This is a genomic window from Pseudomonas sp. RGM 3321, from assembly GCF_022836805.1.
Lineage (GTDB): Bacteria > Pseudomonadota > Gammaproteobacteria > Pseudomonadales > Pseudomonadaceae > Aquipseudomonas.
This window is the reverse complement of the sequence record NZ_JALHBH010000105.1, coordinates 109,415-126,092: the sequence shown is the minus strand read 5'-3', so window position 1 is coordinate 126,092 and position 16,678 is coordinate 109,415. Positions and strand designations below refer to the sequence as shown.

The following is a 16,678-nucleotide window of genomic DNA, read 5'->3' as shown; positions in this document are numbered from 1 at the left end:
CACTCAGAATGGATAGGTCGGCGCCTGATTCTTCACCGTCACCCACTGCCACTGGCTGTACTCCTCCCAGTCTGAAGGGCTGCCTGCGCTGCCGCCGTTGCCCGACGCTCCGCGCCCGCCGAACGAGTTGATGCACTCATCGGCCACGGTCTGGTCATTGATGTGCAGCATGCCGCACCGCAGTCGGTCGCCAATCGCCGTGGCGCGGCCCACATTCGGGGAAATAACCGCAGCGGCCAGACCATATTCAGAGCGATTGGCCAGTTCAATGGCTTCCTCATCGGTGGAAAAGCTGACCACAACCGCCACCGGGCCGAAAATCTCCTCCTCGAACGCACGCATACCGGGCTTCACGCCGCTGAGCACTGTAGGGCGATAGAACAGGCCCTCATATTCACCGCCGGTTTCCAGTTGCGCACCGGCATGCAGGCTGTCGCTGACCACCTGGTGTACATGCTGCAACTGGCGTTTGTTGATCAGCGGCCCCAACGCAGCTTCACCGCGTGCCGCATTACCGACCGTCAACGCCCGCCCCTTGTCTGCCAGCTTGCGGGTCAGGTCGGCGACAATCGATTCGTGAACCAGAATCAGGCCGGTAGCCATGCAGATCTGCCCCTGATGGAGCCAGGCTCCGAACGCTGCATTGCTGGCAGCCAGATCAAGGTCGGCGTCTTCGAGAATGACCAGCGGGTTTTTGCCTCCCAATTCCAGCGACACTTTCTTCAGGTTGCGTCCGGCAGCCTCGGCAACCTTGCGTCCGGCCGCAGTTGAACCGGTAAACGTGATCATCTGTACGTTGGTGTCGCGGCACAGCGCTTCGCCTGCATCCGCCGCCCCCGGCAACACATGCAACAGCCCTTTGGGCAGCCCGGCTTCCTCGAACAGCCTGGCGATCAGGAAACCGCCACTGATCGGCGTCTGCGGGTCTGGCTTGAGGACCACGGCATTGCCAGCCGCAAGCGCCGGAGCGACCGAGCGCATGGACAGCACCAATGGAAAATTGAACGGCGAAATCACCCCCACCACACCGTGCGCGACGCGCCGTGCATAAGACAGGCGACCGGCAGCGCTGGGCAACATCAGACCGTGACCATGGGCCTGCGAAAGCATGCCCGCGGCCTGGCGCAGCAACACGATGGCCTCATTCACTTCGTGCTGGCCCTTGTGCAGACTGCCGCCGCTCTCGCGGGCCACATACAAAGCCAGTTCATCGAACGCGCAAACCGCGTGATCGGCGGCCAGGAGAAATATTTCAGCCTTTTCACGAGGCCCCAGCGCCGCCCAGGCAGGCTGGGCAAGCGAAGCTTCCCGGCAGGCAACGGCGATATCCGCCGCGTCAGCCATCGCAGTGTTCATCAACAGCTCGCCGGTCGCAGGCTCGATGACGGGCAATAACGGGGATGAGGAAGGAATCCAGTCGCCATTGAATACACATTCGGATTCAATCGCGCGGTGCAACAGGGGGGTGCCATCAGACGCTGACATATTCAGACTCCGGCTTTTATGGTTGTAATCGCCTGCTCCACTCCAATGGACAGCACGCGCCGTAAACAGGCCTGAGCAAAGCCTGTGCCGGGATTGCAATCAGGTTGTCATATAGCCGCTCAACCGCTCTGGGACAAGGCTTTTCGGCAACCTCATTAACGGAGCAAGCATCAAGGACCGGAAATCCTGCGCGGCGGAGCTTGTTCATTTGATGAAGTTATGTTTATTAATCGAGTCATGAATTGATCATTTAGACCAATGCCGGACCGAGGTACACGAATGAGAAATCCTCACTGCGAGCTTCCCGACCACAGAGTCTCCACTGAGCACTTCCTGCCTCGGGGCGACAGCAGTCAGCCAGACGCCAGTGGCTCACCGACCGCCGAGGAATTGACCGGTTGCCTGTTCTTCTCGCCTGACGATGGGCGCATCTGGCTCAACGATCAGCGCATGTTGCTGCTGCACACCTCATCGTTCGGCACCTTGCGTCGTGAGATCATCGAGCGTCTGGGGCAGGAGCAGGCACGCGGAATGTTCACCCGTGCCGGTTATCTATCTGGCGCGCGCGACGCCCGGCTGATTCGCGAACGCTGGCCACTGGCTGATGCCACATCAGCGTTTCGTGCCGGTACGCACTTGCACACGCTGGAAGGCATGACCAAGGTCGAGCCGTTGCACTTCAAGTTCGACGCCGAGTCCGGGTTCTACGAAGGGGAGTTTCTCTGGCATCACTCCTGCGAAGCCGACGAGCATGTGGCAGCGTACGGCATCGGGCAGGATCCGGTGTGCTGGACCGAAATCGGCTACGCCATCGGTTTTGTCAGCGGCCTGTTCGGGCAAATGGTGGTCTTCCGCGAAGTGGAGTGCCGCGGCATGGGCCACGCGAACTGCCGAGTCGTTGGCAAGACCGCGGAACAATGGGGCGACGTCGCACGCGACCTGGGCTACCTGAGCGTGGTCAAACCATCTGCCCCTGAGCAAACTATTCCGCTGGCAAAAGCGAACCATGACGCGAGTCCACCCACCGGCACCGAGCAGCCGCTGATTGGTGCCAGCGCCGCATTCAATGCCGCCACCCAGGCACTGCACCGTGTGGCAATGACCCCGGCAACTGTATTGATCAGCGGTGAATCCGGCGTCGGCAAGGAAATGTTCGCCCGCCAGTTGCATCAGCTCAGCCGCAACCGCGAAGGCCCGTTCGTGGCGCTCAACTGCGCAGCCATTCCCGATAACCTGATCGAAGCCGAGCTGTTCGGCGTCGAGCGTGGGGCATACACCGGGGCGACGCACTCAAGGCCCGGGCGTTTCGAGCGCGCCAACGGCGGTACGCTGTTTCTGGATGAAATTACCTCCCTGAGCCTGGCCGGGCAAAGCAAACTGCTGCGCGCCCTGCAAGAGCGGGAGATCGAACGCGTCGGGGGCGGACAAGGCATCAAGGTCAATGTTCGGGTGGTGGCGGCGACCAACGTCGACTTGCGCAAGGCGGTGGCCGATGGCGAGTTCCGCGAGGACCTGTTCTACCGCCTGAATGTCTACCCGATCACACTGCCCCCGTTGCGTGAACGCCGCGACGACATCCCGTTGCTGATCAACGCTTTTCTCAAACGATTCTGTCTGGAGTACGGCAGGACGCCGGCCGGGTTGACCATGCGAGCATTGAAGACGCTGTTGCGTTATGACTTCGCCGGGAATGTGCGCGAACTGCAGAACCTGATCGAGCGCGGGCTGATTGCCAGCGACGAAGGCCAGGCCATTGATCTGGTGCATATCTTCCGCAACGAGTCGTTACCGGAGGACTCCTACTCGTTGAACCCCGAGGGCGCGTTGCGGCAGACCTCTGTTTCAAAAACCCGGCAGGCCTCGACTGCCAGATTGCTGGACACTCTGGGGCAGTCCGGTCAGGCATTCTCCATCGACGATCTCGAACAGCGCCTGATCCACGAAGCACTGGACGAGAGCGAGGGCAACCTGGCGGCCGCCTCGCGATTGCTGGGCCTGAGTCGAGCCCAGTTTGCCTATCGCCTGAAGAAACAGCAGCCAGCAGGCGCCTAGATCGGCAAGGTGCTGACCACACGCAGGGCAAGCCCTTCGTAGGCATCCAGCGTGATGGTGAACTCGCCCTGATCGGTCAGATCGCCCTCGACCCGCTCGTTGATGATATCGACCACCGGACCCGGCGCGATGCCAGGCAGGTGCAGCGTTTCGACAATAGTCTCTGAGCTGAAGTTGAGCGCGGTGATCTGCGTGCCCTTGCCGGCAGGCAACTCGTGAACCATGACCAGCAGCCCTGGATGCTCGACGTCGGGAATCAGAATCTGGCGGCTTGCTGCAATGTCGTAGGCGCGGCGCACAGCAAGAATTTTCTTGAGCTGCGAGGCAAATGAATCAGGTCGCTGGAGCTGACTGACCAGGCTGCCATACAGCGTCTTCGGACGCGGCATGTCACCGGCAGAAAACTCAGCTTCCGGGTCCAGATCGACCAGATCGTAGGCGCCCCGATGAATCCAGCGCGTGTCACCGTCCTGCATCAGGTGGTCGACCTCCTCGGCCGGTAGCGTCAAGGCGCCCACCAGGTCCCAGCCCGACAAGGCAAACACGCCCGGCTGCATGGCGTTGTACATCACCAGCAGCAGGTGAATGTGCTGGATCTGCTGAATGTCTGCATCGCTGATCGTGCTCAGGTCACGAATGCCCAGCGCTGCGGTGATGATGCTGGCCGTGGTGCAGGAGACACCGTTGGTGACGAACTTGAGGTTGTACGGCGCGTGTTCACCGGACAACTTCTCGTACATCTCTTCGCGGATGTGCTCGCGCAGGATATTGCCCGGGAACGTCTGCCCCTGGTAATGGAAGGTGTCGTGGGCGTGCAGCGTCCAGAAATGCACCAGTTCCAGAGTCAGTTCGTCATGGTTCTGCAAGGCATGGATCAGCGAGGCCGGATCAATGCCATACGCATGCACCTGACGCAGCATCAAGCGCAGGAACTCGGTGGTGCCGGTCAACAGTGCATGCTGATAGGCCGGTCGCGTGATGAAGTCGTAGGACAGGTCAGCGCCGCCCTGCCCCATGGACGCGATGTCATCGATGGTCAGGTTCAGTTCCTGGAAGCTGAAACCGCCTGCCTTGCGGATCGCACCGGCCAGTAGCTGGTTGCCGGTGATCGACAGCGGATGGCTTTCCGACCAGGCAGTACCTTCGGCACGACGCTCCACGCCAAGGAAGCCGTTGGCGTCCAGACGCAGTACCCGCGCGCCCATTACATCAATGGCATGCAGTGCATCACCAATGATCATCTGTTGCGCGGCAAAACTTGGGTCCAGCCAGTTCAATGAAGGCTGACCGTCCTTGAAATAATGCAGGTAGACCCAGCGGCGGGCCTTGCCATCGACGCCATGCACCACATCGGTGGCGCTCCAGTCAGTTTCCTTGACGCCGGGCTCGAAGAAGATCACCCGTTGCAACTGGCCGACGATGTAATGCTTGTCGCGTAACTGATCGACCACATCGGGCATCAGATTGACGGCGTCGCGACCGGTCGGCACTTCAGGCAACAGCGGCCAGTCTTCCTCACGGATCTCGACCATGTGAAACAGGCCGGGGTAATCCTCGTACGCCAGCTCGGCGAGACGGAAGTCTGCGCCCTTGCCGGTGTGCGACGGGATGATGTCATCGATGATCACCGCATTGTGCGCTGCAGCGATGCGCGTCAGGCTCAACAGTTGTGCCTCGGTGCCCAGATCAGGGTCGATGCCGAAACTGATGCGGTCGAAGTTGCCATCGATGCTCGGGGTCCGCTCGCGGCCTTTCAGCCCGCCTGACAGCTTCAGCGGGCCGTTGTGAATGCCCTGAATGCCGATCTCCGACAGCGCGTGCCAGAGGGTTTCATCACCCAGCGCTTCCAGCACCGAGCCACCTTCGCGAGTGACGATAGAAGCCGGATAAGCGGTGAACCAGACTGACGCAATAGCGGATGCATCTCTGGGACGTGCGAGGGCGAAAGGACGCTGCCAGAGCCTGCCCTGCCCTGAATAGGTCTTGGCGCGCTGTCTTGCGGCATTAAGCATCGATTGCTCGACCAGCCAGTCCACGTACTGCTTGTCCGGTATCGTCATAGCGTCCAGTCTTCCTCTCCAATCGGCGACCTGAGACGCTCCGCAGGCGGAGCGCCCTGAATGTATTGCTTACGGATATGAGCCCACCAGGCCCGATTCGTTGCATTCATGTCGCGGTCTGACGTTCACCGACCGTGCTGTGACGAGGTTTTGCGGCATCAGTAAGGTTGAAGGATGGCAACAGGAGGCTTTTTCAGAGCCTGAATCACCGCGTTGGCGGCATTGGAGAGCAGCGAGACCGGCCGCGCCACGACACTGATGTGCCGCATCACGGTAAGCGGCAGCGGGATCGACTCCAGTTCATGGAAGCACCCGTTCAGCAGCGCGCTGGGCAGAATCGAGATGCAATGGCGCTTGGCGACCAGCTCCAGAAGTGTGTCCAGACAGGTCAGTTCGCCGCGTTGACTGAGCCGCACCTGCGCCGATGCCAGTTGCTGGTGCAGGCGCTCCACGCCTGGATGCCGCCAGGCCACATAACGCGACACCTGCGCAAGCTCGGCGAAACACTGCGCTGCCCCCTGCTTGCTGCGCGCCGCCACCAGTACGTAGTGGTCCGACCAGCAATGGTGCTCGAGGTAATGCTCGTCCAGCACAGCACCCGGCAGGATGAGAATATCGGCCACGCCCTTTATCAATGCGTCCAGCGACGGATGCTGTTCGCTGCGGTGCAGCACGTTCAGGTGGATATCGGGGTAATGATGGGCGAGAAAGTCCAGCGAAGCGCTTAGGCCGGTCTCGCGGATGTGCGAGTGGTAATGAATGGTGACGCTGCCACTGACCCCATTTTTTTTAGTTGTTCGAGCGTGGCCATGATATTTCCCAGGGTCTGGCTGATGACCTTGCCTTCAGGGGTAAGCGTGCAGCCTGTGCGGCTGCGAATGAACAGGCGTTTTTCGAAAAAATCTTCGACTTCCTTGATGGCATAGCTGATGTTCGACTGACTGCAACCCAGAATGGCTGCGGCCTCCGAGAACGAACCGTGCTGAGCAACGGTTTGAACGACTTTGAAGAAGTGGGTTTTCATGTGTCCTGCACTCTGGTTTTGCAAAGGTGGGTGCGGCCCTGCCGCTAAGCCGAAGGCTCGGGAATACAGGAAACCCCCGCTGAAACACCGAACTGGCCGGGTTATCAGCCGTTCGAATAAATGTCTCAAACGGGGGTAAAGCGAACGCGGCTATGAGGTTGAAGAGGTGGCCATGCACATTTCAGGCACATGGCGTCTTCACGGCTATCCGCAGCGGGACTGAGTGGCTCAGTCGTTCTCGGTCCAGTCGAAATCCATTTGCAGCGCCGTGCGTTCGGCCAGTTCACGACTGTGCAGGCGCTCTACCAGGTGAAGGCTCATGTCGATACCGGCGGAGATACCTGCCGATGTCACAAATGAGCCCTCGTCGACCCAGCGCAGCGTGCTAAGCACGTCTACCGACGGGAACATTTCCTTGAGGTCGTCGATGTCTTCCCAATGCGTGGTCACTTGCTTGCCTGCCAGCTTGCCGGTCCTGGCCAGCAGAAAGGCACCGGTGCACACGGCAGCCACCACGCGCCCGGGTTCCGACTGATCGCTGATCCAGTGAATCACGTCGGGTTTTTCCAGTTCGGCGGTCACGACCCCGCCCGGGACGATCAGGCAGTCGATTGCAGGATGGTCGTTGATCGAAAAGTCCGGATCGACCTTGAGCCCGGCGCGGGCACGCACTGGTGCGGTGCTGCGCCCGATGGTGAATACATTGAACAACTGTCGGTCATCACGGCTGTTGCGCGCGTGCATGCGTGTTGCGGTGGTGAACACTTCGTAGGGGCCAGCGAAGTCGAGAACCTCGACGTCGTCATAAACGTAGATACCGATATTGAGTGGCACGAGTTGGCTCCAGGGCCTGCATGGCAGACCACTTGCATCATATTGAGGTTTAAGCAGTTTCAAGCGGTGACAGGGTGCAGATTACCCAGTAGCATCACGCCAAACTACTGGCTGAAATGCCAATATCCGGTAACATCGCGCCATGAAAAATCATCTCGTTGTCGCACTCATCTACAACCAGCTGTGCACCTTCGAATTTGGCTGCACGGTCGAAGTATTTGCGCTGAAAAGACCTGAACTGGGTGTCAGCTGGTACGAATTCGCGACCTTCCCGGTTGACGACGGGCCGATTACCGCCGCCGGGGGGATTACCATCGTGCCAACGCCTGGCGAGGTGCTGCTGGAGAACGCCGATACAATCATCGTGCCAGGCTGGCGCGGGGTGGAGTCCGCAGTCCCGCAGCGGCTCATCGAACAGCTCCAGGCTGCTCATGCACGCGGCGCGCGGATCTGCTCGATCTGTACAGGCGCTTTCGTTCTGGCCGCAGCCGGTCTGCTCGACGGGCACAAGGTCACCACTCACTGGCGCTACACCGACCTGCTGGCAACCATGTATCCGGGCCTGACCATTCAACCCAACGAACTGTATGTGGACCAAGGCACTATCGTGACCGCTGCGGGCTCGGCCGCCGGGCTGGACATGATGCTGCACCTGGTGCGCAACGATCACGGCTCGCGCGTTGCCAACATGGTGGCGCAGCGCATGGTTATCCCGCCTCACCGCGAAGGCGGGCAATCGCAATATGCGTCCCGACAACTAGTGTCGGCCAGCGACGGGCCGATTTCCAATTTAATGGACTGGATCCGCAGCGACTTGCAGCGCCCTCACACCATCAAGGAAATGGCCTCAAGGGCGGCGCTCAGCACCCGCACATTGCACCGCAGCTTCATGGAAAGTACCGGCCTTACGCCTTACGACTGGCTTCTCGGAGAGCGCATTGCCTACGCCAAGGAGTTGCTGGAATCCTCGAAGCTGCGTCTCAACGAAGTGGTGGACCGCGCCGGGTTCGGCTCCGAAGAGTCGTTTCGCCGGCACTTCCGCAATCTGGTGGGCATCAGCCCGAGCAGCTACCGCAAGCAGTTTGCCCGGGCGTGACCTCGGGTCTGGCGTAGACCGCATCGACAAGCGCCTCGGCAAACTCACCCCACGCGCCCGCAACGGCCGTGTTGGTCAGAACGACCATGCTGAGCGCGGAAACCGGATCAACCCAGTAATGACTGCCATACAGGCCGCACCACGACCAGGTCCCGACACCCTGCTGCTGACCCCGTACGGCAGCAGGATCGGCAAGGATCATCGGCCCCAGGCCGAACTTCCAGCCAGCCCCCCGGCTGGCGATGGTCATGTTTCCAATCGCGTTATTCAGCAAGCGCTCGGTGCTGACGGCGCTCAATAACGGCGCGCCCCCCAGACGCAGGCATTCGAGCAGCCGGAGATAGTCATCAGCCGTGCCCAGCATGCCTGCCCCGCCAGATTCATATGCACCTGCGTCAAAAGCCCGAGCCGATGACAGCCGCGCCTGTCCGCTGTCGAGCAACAACACATCGTTGTCGCCGATACGCTGCGGGCCGTTCACACTGTCCTTGTAGGCGCAAGCCAGCGTTCGTTGCTGGTCTTGCCTGAAGGAAGTCGCATCCATGCGCAAAGGCAGGGTGACCCAGTTGGCAACAGCCTCTGACAAGGGCGTGCCGGTGGCCTGTTCAATCACAGCGCCCAGCACATCAGTGGCCAACGAATAGGCCCAGGCGCTGCCCGGCTCGAACAACAAGGGCAGACGCGCCAACCGGGTCAGGTTTTCCTGTAGATCAAACGGCACACAGTCCAGCCCGTCCGACACCCCTGCCTGCTCATAGGCATTACCGGGCGTTTGTTCGAAGCCGTAGCTCAAGCCGCAAGTGTGCGACAGCAAATGCTGCAGCGTGATGGCAGGTTCACGGCCGCCGGCCAGACGCGGACGAAAGGCTGGCAACCAGTCCGTCACCGAGGCATCAAGCCTCAGGACGTCCGCCTCACACAGCCGCAACACCAGCACCGAGGTCAGCAGCTTGGTCAGTGACGCCAGCCGAAAGCGTGTGCTGCGAGTGACCAAAATCTGCTGCTCGCGATCTGCCCAGCCGAGTGCGCTGGCGTAAACCAAGCGCCCATGCCGGGCCAGCAACAGCACCCCGCCAACGATCCGGCGCTGGTCGATGAAGCGTTGCCAGACACTGTTGACACGCTCCAGGGCGGACTCATTCAGGGCAATCATCGCTCACAGGCCCTTCACTGCGCGGCTGAAGATCTGCGCATAGGCCTCGGCCGAATGACGAATCGGGTTGGTGTGCGAGCAGCCATCGGCAAACGCCATGCTTCCGACCCGCTCGGCGTCGCGATCATCGATGCCGATCTCGCCCAGCGTATGCGCAATGCCAATCTGCTCGCGTAGCGCCAGTAACCAGTCCATTACCCCGGTAAAACCGGGCGTGGGCAAACGCAGGTAAACCGCCAGATCATCCATTTGCTTCAGCAGCGCCGAACGATTGGCCTCCAGCACATAGGGCAGCAGAATCGCATTCAGCAAACCGTGATGCTCGTCGTAGAGCGCCCCAAGGCTCTGTGCAATCGCGTGTACCCCGCCCAGCCCGCGCTGAAACGCCGCTGCACCGAGGCTGGAGGCCACCAGCATCTGCTGACGTGCCTCCAGGTCGTGGCCGTCAACAACAACCCGAGGCAAATATTCCTTGATCATCTGCATGCCCTTGACCGACACCGCTTCGGCCATCGGGTGCCAGGCCGGTGAACACCAGGATTCCATGCAGTGAGTCAAGGCGTCCGCACCCGTCGCGGCAGTCAGGTGCGTCGGCAGGTCCAGAGTCAGCGTGGCATCCAGAATCGCGATGCGCGGCATCATGCGAATGTGCAGAATGGTGCGTTTGACCTGCGCCTGCTCATCGGTAATCACCGACGCACGCCCTACTTCAGAGCCGGTCCCGGCCGTCGTCGGCACCGCAACCACCGGTGCAATGCCATCCGGATCGGCGCGCAGGTGGTTGTCGTTGATGTCTTCGAAATCCCATAACGGGCGGGTCTGGCCCGACATCAGCGCGACTGCCTTGGCAGCGTCCAGCGCCGAGCCGCCGCCAAACGCGATGACGCCGTCGTAGCCATCGGCTCTGTAGGCTTGCAGGCCCTCGGCGACGTTGGTGCCGGTCGGGTTGCCCTTGACCCGGTCAAACAGGCCGCAATGACCTAATTGGCTGCGGCAATCCTCCACGGCGCTGGCGATCATGTCGGTGCTGCCGAGAAAGCTGTCGGTAATCAGTAACGGCCGTTTTATGCCGGTCTTCCGGCAGGCGTCGACCAGTTCGTTGACGCGTCCTGCGCCTGCACGGATTGCAGTCGGGTAGTGCCAGTCGTTGCGGTGCATTCAGGTATTCCTTTACAGGGGAGTTCAGTGAGTGAGGCCAGCAGGCAGCAACCCGATCAGCAGGCGCAGACCGAAAGCGATCATGAACAGGCCGGTGACGATGTCGATGGCCTTTTTCATGCGCTGATAGCGCGTCTGTACCGCGGGGATCGAAAACAGCGTGGCGAGCAGCACGAACCAGGCAATCGCCAGCACCGCGATGATCGATACCCCCGCAGTACGTACCCACATCGGCATGCCCGGCGTGGTCACGGTGGTGAACACGCTGGTGTAGAACGCCAGCGCCTTGGGATTGGTCAGGTTGGTGAGCAGGCCGAACCGATAGGCACGGCTCAGACTGCCAATGCCCAGCGCAGCGATGTCCCTGGGTTTGGGCTGGCTGCCGGCACTGCGCAGGCTTTTGCTGCCGAGCCAGGTCAGGTAGGCACCGCCGAGCAATTGCAGGGTCGGTTGCAGCCATGGCAACTGCTGAAACACCAGCCCCAACCCGGTAGCGGCCAGCAAGGCCCAGAGGATGCTGCCCGAGGCAACGCCCAGCCCGGCACAGATGCCCTGCTGCCGTGACTGGCTGAACGAGAGTTGGGTGATGACCAGAAAGTTCGGACCAGGGCTGATGATCAACACGATGAACGCGCCAGCGAGGGCGGTCAGCAAAGTGATTTCGTACATAGTAATAATTCCTTTTTAATTAATAGCTTGGATGTCTTTATTCAACTTAAATGTGATGCCACTTGAAGTTGTGTTTGTCAGCGTATCCAGACAAGACTCTACTGCCCGGCGCGCCTCGATCAGCGCTCGACAGGTCGGATCAGGTGTCGGTACGTAGTGGTTGTAGAACGTGCAGCCTTCCACGGCGGGCCCGAGAACCCAGAGCCGCTGCTGCACCTCACCGTCGCGACCGATTGCGCGACCCGCTGCGTCGGTGTCGATGCCATCGGCAGGCCAGGCATGCGCGGCACGAATCAGCCCGCGCTTGCGCAGATCGTTGATCAACCCATGACGACTGCCCGACACACCGCTGTGGGCGACACGGGCAGACACGCAGTTGTGCGGCTCCTGCACGTCACTCATCGGCGGCAAGACCGTCACGACCCCGGCTTCGATCAACGCCAGCAGGTCTTCATGGCGTTCCTTCTGCGGCCCGCCGACCAGACGGTTACTCAGTCCCGCCCAGGTGCCATAGAAATCCAGCGTCGAGGATTCGGTCATGCCGTTGCGATCGGCAACCAGACGCAACAGGTCGCGATAATCGCGCCAGACCTCCAGCGCCTGACAGATAGGGCTGTACGCGGTGCCCAGCCGACTCAGGGCCAGGTCACGTTTGATCCAGTCGACGAACCACTGCCCGTATGTGCCTTGCGCGCCGGACCAGGGCTGGGTGATCAGCCAGTGCTCAGGCTCGAATTCACCCCACTGCTCTGCCAGACGGGAAAACACTGTCGCTCTGCTGATTGACTCGCGCAGCAGGCGCTGAACAGAGGCCAACCGCCCAGGCGCCTCCATGCGGACCCTGGCCTGATAAAACACGGCACGCATTTCATCCTTGATCAGAGGCAGCACATCGGTGCGAAAGTCGAGCCTCCCGCCTTGCTTTTGCTCGCGCAAACGGGCTATGGCCTCGGCCGTGAAAAACAGCCTCGGCAACGGTGCGTGACGGCAGGCATGCCATTGCGGCCTGGCATGAAACGGCAATCCGCTACGGGAATACATCAACACCCTGGGCTCGCGTCCGGACGGCAGGTAACGCCAGCCGGCGAAGCCGCCATCGCGCACGTAGCGCCCGCCGCGCCCCTCAGTCAGATGCGCCAGCGTGTCCATGGCGGTCAGTCCCAGTCCTTCGATGACCACGCAATCACCGACGTCCTGCTGCGCGGGGTTTGCGGGCGCATGTCCGCTGGTGAGGAACACGCCGTCGACGTCCATTGCCAGACTGCCTGTACGCAGCCGGAAACCCGGCGTTTGCGACCTTGGCTGGCAGCCCAGCACCTGCTCGGCGTGGTGGCGCACCTGCACATGCGCCGGGCAGCGTTGCAGCAGAAAACGGTAACTGTCCTGCAAATAGCGCCCGAGCAGTGCACGCGGCACGAAGTCGCCAAATGCCACCGCTCTGCCCTGCCCATCCAGGCTGATATGGCCGCGCGCGTCCAGACGTACATCCTCACGGCTGCACCATTGCAAAAAGTTCGGGCCTGGCGGTTCACACGCCGGGAAAGACGAGGAAAACGCCGACAACTGACCGGCCATGGTGTTGAGCATCAGGTAATCCGGCTGCTGCGCAAGGTGCAGCCCGCTGCCCGGCGGCTGCGGATCGAACACGTCGATACGCAGCGGTTGCCGCATGGCGTGACGACTCATGCCGATCAACTGCTCCAGAATGCTCAATCCGCGCGAGCCCATGCCGATAATGGCGACGGTATGCGTCTGCATGGCCATCACCAGCGCGCCGATTCAAAGAAGAACTGCGGCACCGGCAAAGCGCTGCCCTCGGCCACCGCCTGGCGATACACCCGCTGCCCCACAGCGAGATCGAGCACGCCAAGCCCGAACGGCGAAAAGATCGAAGCCTTGTCCGGACTCAACTCCACTTGCCCGGTCATCAACTGTGCCAGCGTCCCGGTAATGAACGAGCGGTGCTGATATTGCTGCACGGCGAGGTCAGGCGCGGTCTGAGCCTTGAGGCAGTGTTCGACGTCATCGAGGATGTTGTTGGCCTGGGCGATGACCTCCGGCCCCAGATCGCGTAACGAGATGTTCAGCACCCGTTGCCCCGGCTGAAACACCGGCTCCAGTACATAAGGGCTCGGCGCAGTAGTGGCGAACACCACCACATCGGCTTGCAGGCACGTCGCCAGGTCGCTCGGCTCGCTGTGCAGTCCATGACGACTGGCATGTCCGACCAGCGCCAGCGCCGAATCCTGGTGCTGATCGAAGACGCTGACTGCGTCCATCGTCCAGCCATCGCTGACGAACATGTCGAGGATGGTGCGGGCAATGAAACCGGCACCAATGAACGACATTCGCCCGACATGGCGCTGCTGGCGGCTCATCCAGCGCGCAGCGAGCACCGCCGAGGCTGCCGTGCGCATGGCGCTGATGCGCGAGGCCTCCAGGCAGGCAAAGGCATAGCCGGTCAGCGGATCGTTGAGGATCAGCACCGCCGAGGCGCGCTGCAGGCCCGTGTCGATATTGCCCGGAAAGCTGGAAATCCATTTGATGCCACTGACCGGCTGCTCGCCCGACAGGCTGGCGGGCAAGGCGATGATGCGATTGGCCGGTGCCTGCGCAAAACGCAGAAAGTAACTGTCGGGATTGATCGTGCGGCCAGCCTCATGATCCAGATAAGCCGCCTGCACATCTTCGATACAGGCCAGCGGGTCTGCCGCCAGCAGGCGCGCAACCACCTCACCGTCGAGCACATGGAACGCCGCGCGCTTCAGGCGCTCGGCGGCCAGCCAGACCGTCCAGCTTGAATGCCGGGAAAGCGCAGGCGCTGCCATGCTCTCCGGACACGTCTCGGCCACTGGCGAGGACAGGTCTGCCAGGGTCATGCTCAGCACTTCGCGACCAAACCGCTGTTCGACCCAGTGATCATCGTACAGCGTGTCGAGGTAGCGCTCGCCCCAGTCCGGCGACAACGCCACCACCACCGAACCGGGCTCGATACGCTCGCGCCAGGCATGCACCGCAGCGATCACCGTCGCGGTGGACCCGCCGACCAGCAGACCCTTGCTGCGCGCCAGAATGCGGCACATGGCGACGGTGTGTGATTCCGGGACCATTTCCAGCGCATGAATGCCGTCGGCATTGAAGATCGGCGGGCGCTGGCTGGTGCCCAGTCCAGGAATGAAGCGCCGGCTGGCCGGGGTGTCGAAGGTCACCGAGCCGACGCTGTCCACGGCAATGATTCGGGTGGTCGGATGATGGCGCTGAAAATGCTGAATGCAGCCCATCAACGTGCCAGTGGTCCCGGCACCGACGAACACATAATCCACATGGCCGAAATGCTGGCTGATCGAACGCGCCGTGGTTCGCGCATGGGCACGCGGGTTGGCCGCATTCTCGTATTGATTGAGCCAGACATAGCGCGGGTCGCTGGCCACTTTTTCACGAATCAGCTCGATGCGCGTCCCGAGGAACCCACCGTTGGCGTCCGGGATTTCGACCTGGATGACCTCGGCGCCGTAGCTGCGCATCATGCGGATGTTGTGGCTGGAGCTGTTGGGGTCGACCACGCAGGTAAACGGGATGCCCCGTTCAGCGCAGATCATCGCCAGCGCCACCCCGAGATTGCCCGACGAGGACTCGATCAGAATCGTGTCCGGGCCCAGCAGCCCCCGCGCCTGAAGGTCATTGATCAACCCCACGGCAGTCTTGAGCTTGATCGAGCCTGCCGGGTTGAGTGATTCCATTTTCAGGAAAAAATCGGCGCCCAGGCCAGTCACCTTGAGGAAGGCCTGATCGTGAACGATTTCGCAAAGAGAGTTGTACATGGGCTTCACTTCCACTGTGCCAGCAAAGGTTCGGCTACCGGTGCTACGGCCTGCTGAAGGGCCGTGGCGATACGCTCGGCGCGCAACGCCATCAGTGAAAACGACTGACTGTCACTGATTCCGTGGCTGCGTTCGGAAAGGCCGTTGACCCAGATATTCACGTCGCACTCGCCTTGGGTGGCGACCCGATAGTCCCGATCGATGAGCAGCCCCCCGTCGACATCGGCCTGCAGCCATGGCTGCAAACCACTCAGCAACGGCGGTATCAGGTACTGCTGATACCCGGTGCCAAGCACCACGGCATCGACCTCAACCACCTGGGTGCGCTGGCTGAAGGTGTCGGTCAGCTCGACCCGGTAGCCTTCGGCGACGGGCTCTATGGCGCTGATCACGCTGTAGGCGTAGGTCTGCAGGCGTTTGCGACCGGCAATGGAGTCTTCGTAGATCAGCGAAAACAGCTTCTGGCTTTCGTCCGGGTCGATCCCTGCGTAATTGGTCGAGCGGCTCCAGTCGAGAAAACGCTGCCGCGCGGCGGGGTCCAGGCTATGGAAATAGTCGACGTGATCCGGAGCGAATACCCGGTTGGGAAACTGGCCCAGCTGGGTGAGTTTGAAACCGGCCGAGCGATGCACTGAATGCACCTCGATGCCGGCGTCGCGGCTGACCAGCTCCAGCACCGACTCACTGGCGCTCTGCCCAGAACCGAGCACCAGCCAACGCTTGGGCAGGTGCTCGCCGAAGGCTTGCAGGCGGCTCAGAAACTGCGACGTGTGAAACAGCGTCGAGCCGATCAGCGCCTCGAACGCGGGCGGAATACGCGGAGCACTGCCGCTGGACAGCACGACATTGCGCGTCGTGAAACAGGTATCCGCCGTGCACACGCGTAGTTCATGCAGGCGCCCATGACGCAGCACCGGGTCAATCCCGGTGACCGGCGTGTTGAAGCAGGTCTGGCTGTCCACTTGCCTGGACACCCAGGCCAGATAATCCGACCATTCATGGCGACTGGCGGGACGGCCCAGCAGGCCGAAATCGAACATACGCCCCTGCTCCTTGAGGTACATCGCGAAGGAAAAGCGGCTGCGCGGGTTGCGCGGCGTCACCAGGTCACGAAATACGTGATGGTTGATGTCAGTCCCGGCCAGCAGCAGTTCGCGGTGCCATTGGCTGTCTTGCGCAGCTTCCAGATAGCGGATGGACAGCAAGCCGAGCGGATCATTGGCCTCCCGTGCGTCTTCAAAAGCACAGGCCAGCGCGATGCCGGCTGGACCAAAGCCGATACAGACGGCGTTCGAGTGCAACGTGTGTGGTGTCGAGTTACCCATG

The 16,678-nt window shown here is 61.4% G+C and carries 13 protein-coding genes; 2 read left to right on the top strand and 11 right to left on the bottom strand.

Annotated features, from left to right (window positions below):
* Positions 1-3: 3 nt before the first annotated feature.
* Entirely contained in the window at positions 4-1,485 is a 1,482-nt protein-coding gene (locus tag RGM3321_RS11365) for a benzaldehyde dehydrogenase (RefSeq protein WP_244393122.1), read from the bottom strand.
* Between the two features lie 279 nt (positions 1,486-1,764).
* Between RGM3321_RS11365 and RGM3321_RS11360 the strand changes: the two genes are divergently transcribed.
* Positions 1,765-3,537 (top strand): sigma-54-dependent Fis family transcriptional regulator, encoded by a 1,773-nt coding sequence (locus tag RGM3321_RS11360; RefSeq protein ID WP_244393121.1) that lies wholly within the window; start codon positions 1,765-1,767, stop codon positions 3,535-3,537.
* Here the strand turns inward: RGM3321_RS11360 and treS are convergent.
* From treS to RGM3321_RS11340, 4 genes are all read right to left on the bottom strand, one after another.
* Entirely contained in the window at positions 3,534-5,597 is a 2,064-nt protein-coding gene (gene treS / locus RGM3321_RS11355) for a maltose alpha-D-glucosyltransferase (RefSeq protein WP_244393120.1), read from the bottom strand. The two genes, RGM3321_RS11360 and treS, sit on opposite strands and share 4 nt — an antisense overlap.
* Positions 5,598-5,755: 158 nt before the next feature.
* Entirely contained in the window at positions 5,756-6,340 is a 585-nt protein-coding gene (locus RGM3321_RS11350; RefSeq protein WP_244393139.1) for a LysR substrate-binding domain-containing protein, read from the bottom strand.
* Positions 6,322-6,621: a LysR family transcriptional regulator gene (locus RGM3321_RS11345; RefSeq protein WP_003400996.1), complete on the bottom strand. Its 300-nt coding sequence runs from the start codon at positions 6,619-6,621 to the stop codon at positions 6,322-6,324. Before RGM3321_RS11345 ends, RGM3321_RS11350 begins: the two co-directional genes overlap by 19 nt.
* 228 nt (positions 6,622-6,849) lie before the next feature.
* On the bottom strand, positions 6,850-7,455 hold the full coding sequence (locus tag RGM3321_RS11340) for a DJ-1/PfpI family protein (protein WP_005734627.1): 606 nt from the start codon (positions 7,453-7,455) through the stop codon (positions 6,850-6,852).
* A 142-nt stretch (positions 7,456-7,597) separates the two neighbouring features.
* Between RGM3321_RS11340 and ftrA the strand changes: the two genes are divergently transcribed.
* Positions 7,598-8,551 carry a transcriptional regulator FtrA gene (ftrA, locus tag RGM3321_RS11335; RefSeq protein ID WP_244393119.1) on the top strand — a complete coding sequence of 318 codons (954 nt, stop codon included), beginning with the start codon at positions 7,598-7,600 and terminating at the stop codon, positions 8,549-8,551.
* Here the strand turns inward: ftrA and RGM3321_RS11330 are convergent.
* From RGM3321_RS11330 to RGM3321_RS11305, 6 genes are read right to left on the bottom strand one after another with little or no spacing between them, the layout of a single operon-like run.
* Positions 8,511-9,704: a serine hydrolase domain-containing protein gene (locus RGM3321_RS11330; protein ID WP_244393118.1), complete on the bottom strand. Its 1,194-nt coding sequence runs from the start codon at positions 9,702-9,704 to the stop codon at positions 8,511-8,513. The genes ftrA and RGM3321_RS11330 overlap by 41 nt on opposite strands.
* Before the next feature lie 3 nt (positions 9,705-9,707).
* Positions 9,708-10,862 carry an iron-containing alcohol dehydrogenase gene (locus RGM3321_RS11325; RefSeq protein ID WP_244393117.1) on the bottom strand — a complete coding sequence of 385 codons (1,155 nt, stop codon included), beginning with the start codon at positions 10,860-10,862 and terminating at the stop codon, positions 9,708-9,710.
* Positions 10,863-10,886: 24 nt separating this feature from the next.
* Complete coding sequence (locus tag RGM3321_RS11320; protein WP_024638643.1) at positions 10,887-11,531, bottom strand: LysE family transporter; 645 nt, start codon at positions 11,529-11,531, stop codon at positions 10,887-10,889.
* Positions 11,532-11,546: 15 nt separating this feature from the next.
* The gene (locus tag RGM3321_RS11315; RefSeq protein ID WP_244393116.1) at positions 11,547-13,295 is read right to left on the bottom strand and encodes an FAD/NAD(P)-binding domain-containing protein; all 1,749 of its coding nucleotides are present in this window, start codon (positions 13,293-13,295) and stop codon (positions 11,547-11,549) included.
* On the bottom strand, positions 13,295-15,352 hold the full coding sequence (sbnB, locus tag RGM3321_RS11310; protein WP_244393115.1) for a 2,3-diaminopropionate biosynthesis protein SbnB: 2,058 nt from the start codon (positions 15,350-15,352) through the stop codon (positions 13,295-13,297). The genes RGM3321_RS11315 and sbnB overlap by 1 nt, the downstream gene beginning before the upstream one ends.
* A gap of 5 nt (positions 15,353-15,357) precedes the next feature.
* Positions 15,358-16,677 carry a SidA/IucD/PvdA family monooxygenase gene (locus RGM3321_RS11305; RefSeq protein ID WP_244393114.1) on the bottom strand — a complete coding sequence of 440 codons (1,320 nt, stop codon included), beginning with the start codon at positions 16,675-16,677 and terminating at the stop codon, positions 15,358-15,360.
* Between the last annotated feature and the right edge of the window lies 1 nt (position 16,678).

Bases quoted from the DNA above. Each gene is read 5' to 3' on its own strand.
- RGM3321_RS11365 (WP_244393122.1), bottom strand. From the start codon at position 1,485: ATGTCAGCGTCTGATGGCACCCCCCTGTTGCACCGCGCGATTGAATCC.
- RGM3321_RS11360 (WP_244393121.1), top strand. From the start codon at position 1,765: ATGAGAAATCCTCACTGCGAGCTTCCCGACCACAGAGTCTCCACTGAG.
- treS (WP_244393120.1), bottom strand. From the start codon at position 5,597: ATGACGATACCGGACAAGCAGTACGTGGACTGGCTGGTCGAGCAATCG.
- RGM3321_RS11345 (WP_003400996.1), bottom strand. From the start codon at position 6,621: ATGAAAACCCACTTCTTCAAAGTCGTTCAAACCGTTGCTCAGCACGGT.
- ftrA (WP_244393119.1), top strand. From the start codon at position 7,598: ATGAAAAATCATCTCGTTGTCGCACTCATCTACAACCAGCTGTGCACC.
- RGM3321_RS11330 (WP_244393118.1), bottom strand. From the start codon at position 9,704: ATGATTGCCCTGAATGAGTCCGCCCTGGAGCGTGTCAACAGTGTCTGG.
- RGM3321_RS11325 (WP_244393117.1), bottom strand. From the start codon at position 10,862: ATGCACCGCAACGACTGGCACTACCCGACTGCAATCCGTGCAGGCGCA.
- RGM3321_RS11320 (WP_024638643.1), bottom strand. From the start codon at position 11,531: ATGTACGAAATCACTTTGCTGACCGCCCTCGCTGGCGCGTTCATCGTG.
- RGM3321_RS11315 (WP_244393116.1), bottom strand. From the start codon at position 13,295: ATGGCCATGCAGACGCATACCGTCGCCATTATCGGCATGGGCTCGCGC.
- sbnB (WP_244393115.1), bottom strand. From the start codon at position 15,352: ATGTACAACTCTCTTTGCGAAATCGTTCACGATCAGGCCTTCCTCAAG.
- RGM3321_RS11305 (WP_244393114.1), bottom strand. From the start codon at position 16,677: ATGGGTAACTCGACACCACACACGTTGCACTCGAACGCCGTCTGTATC.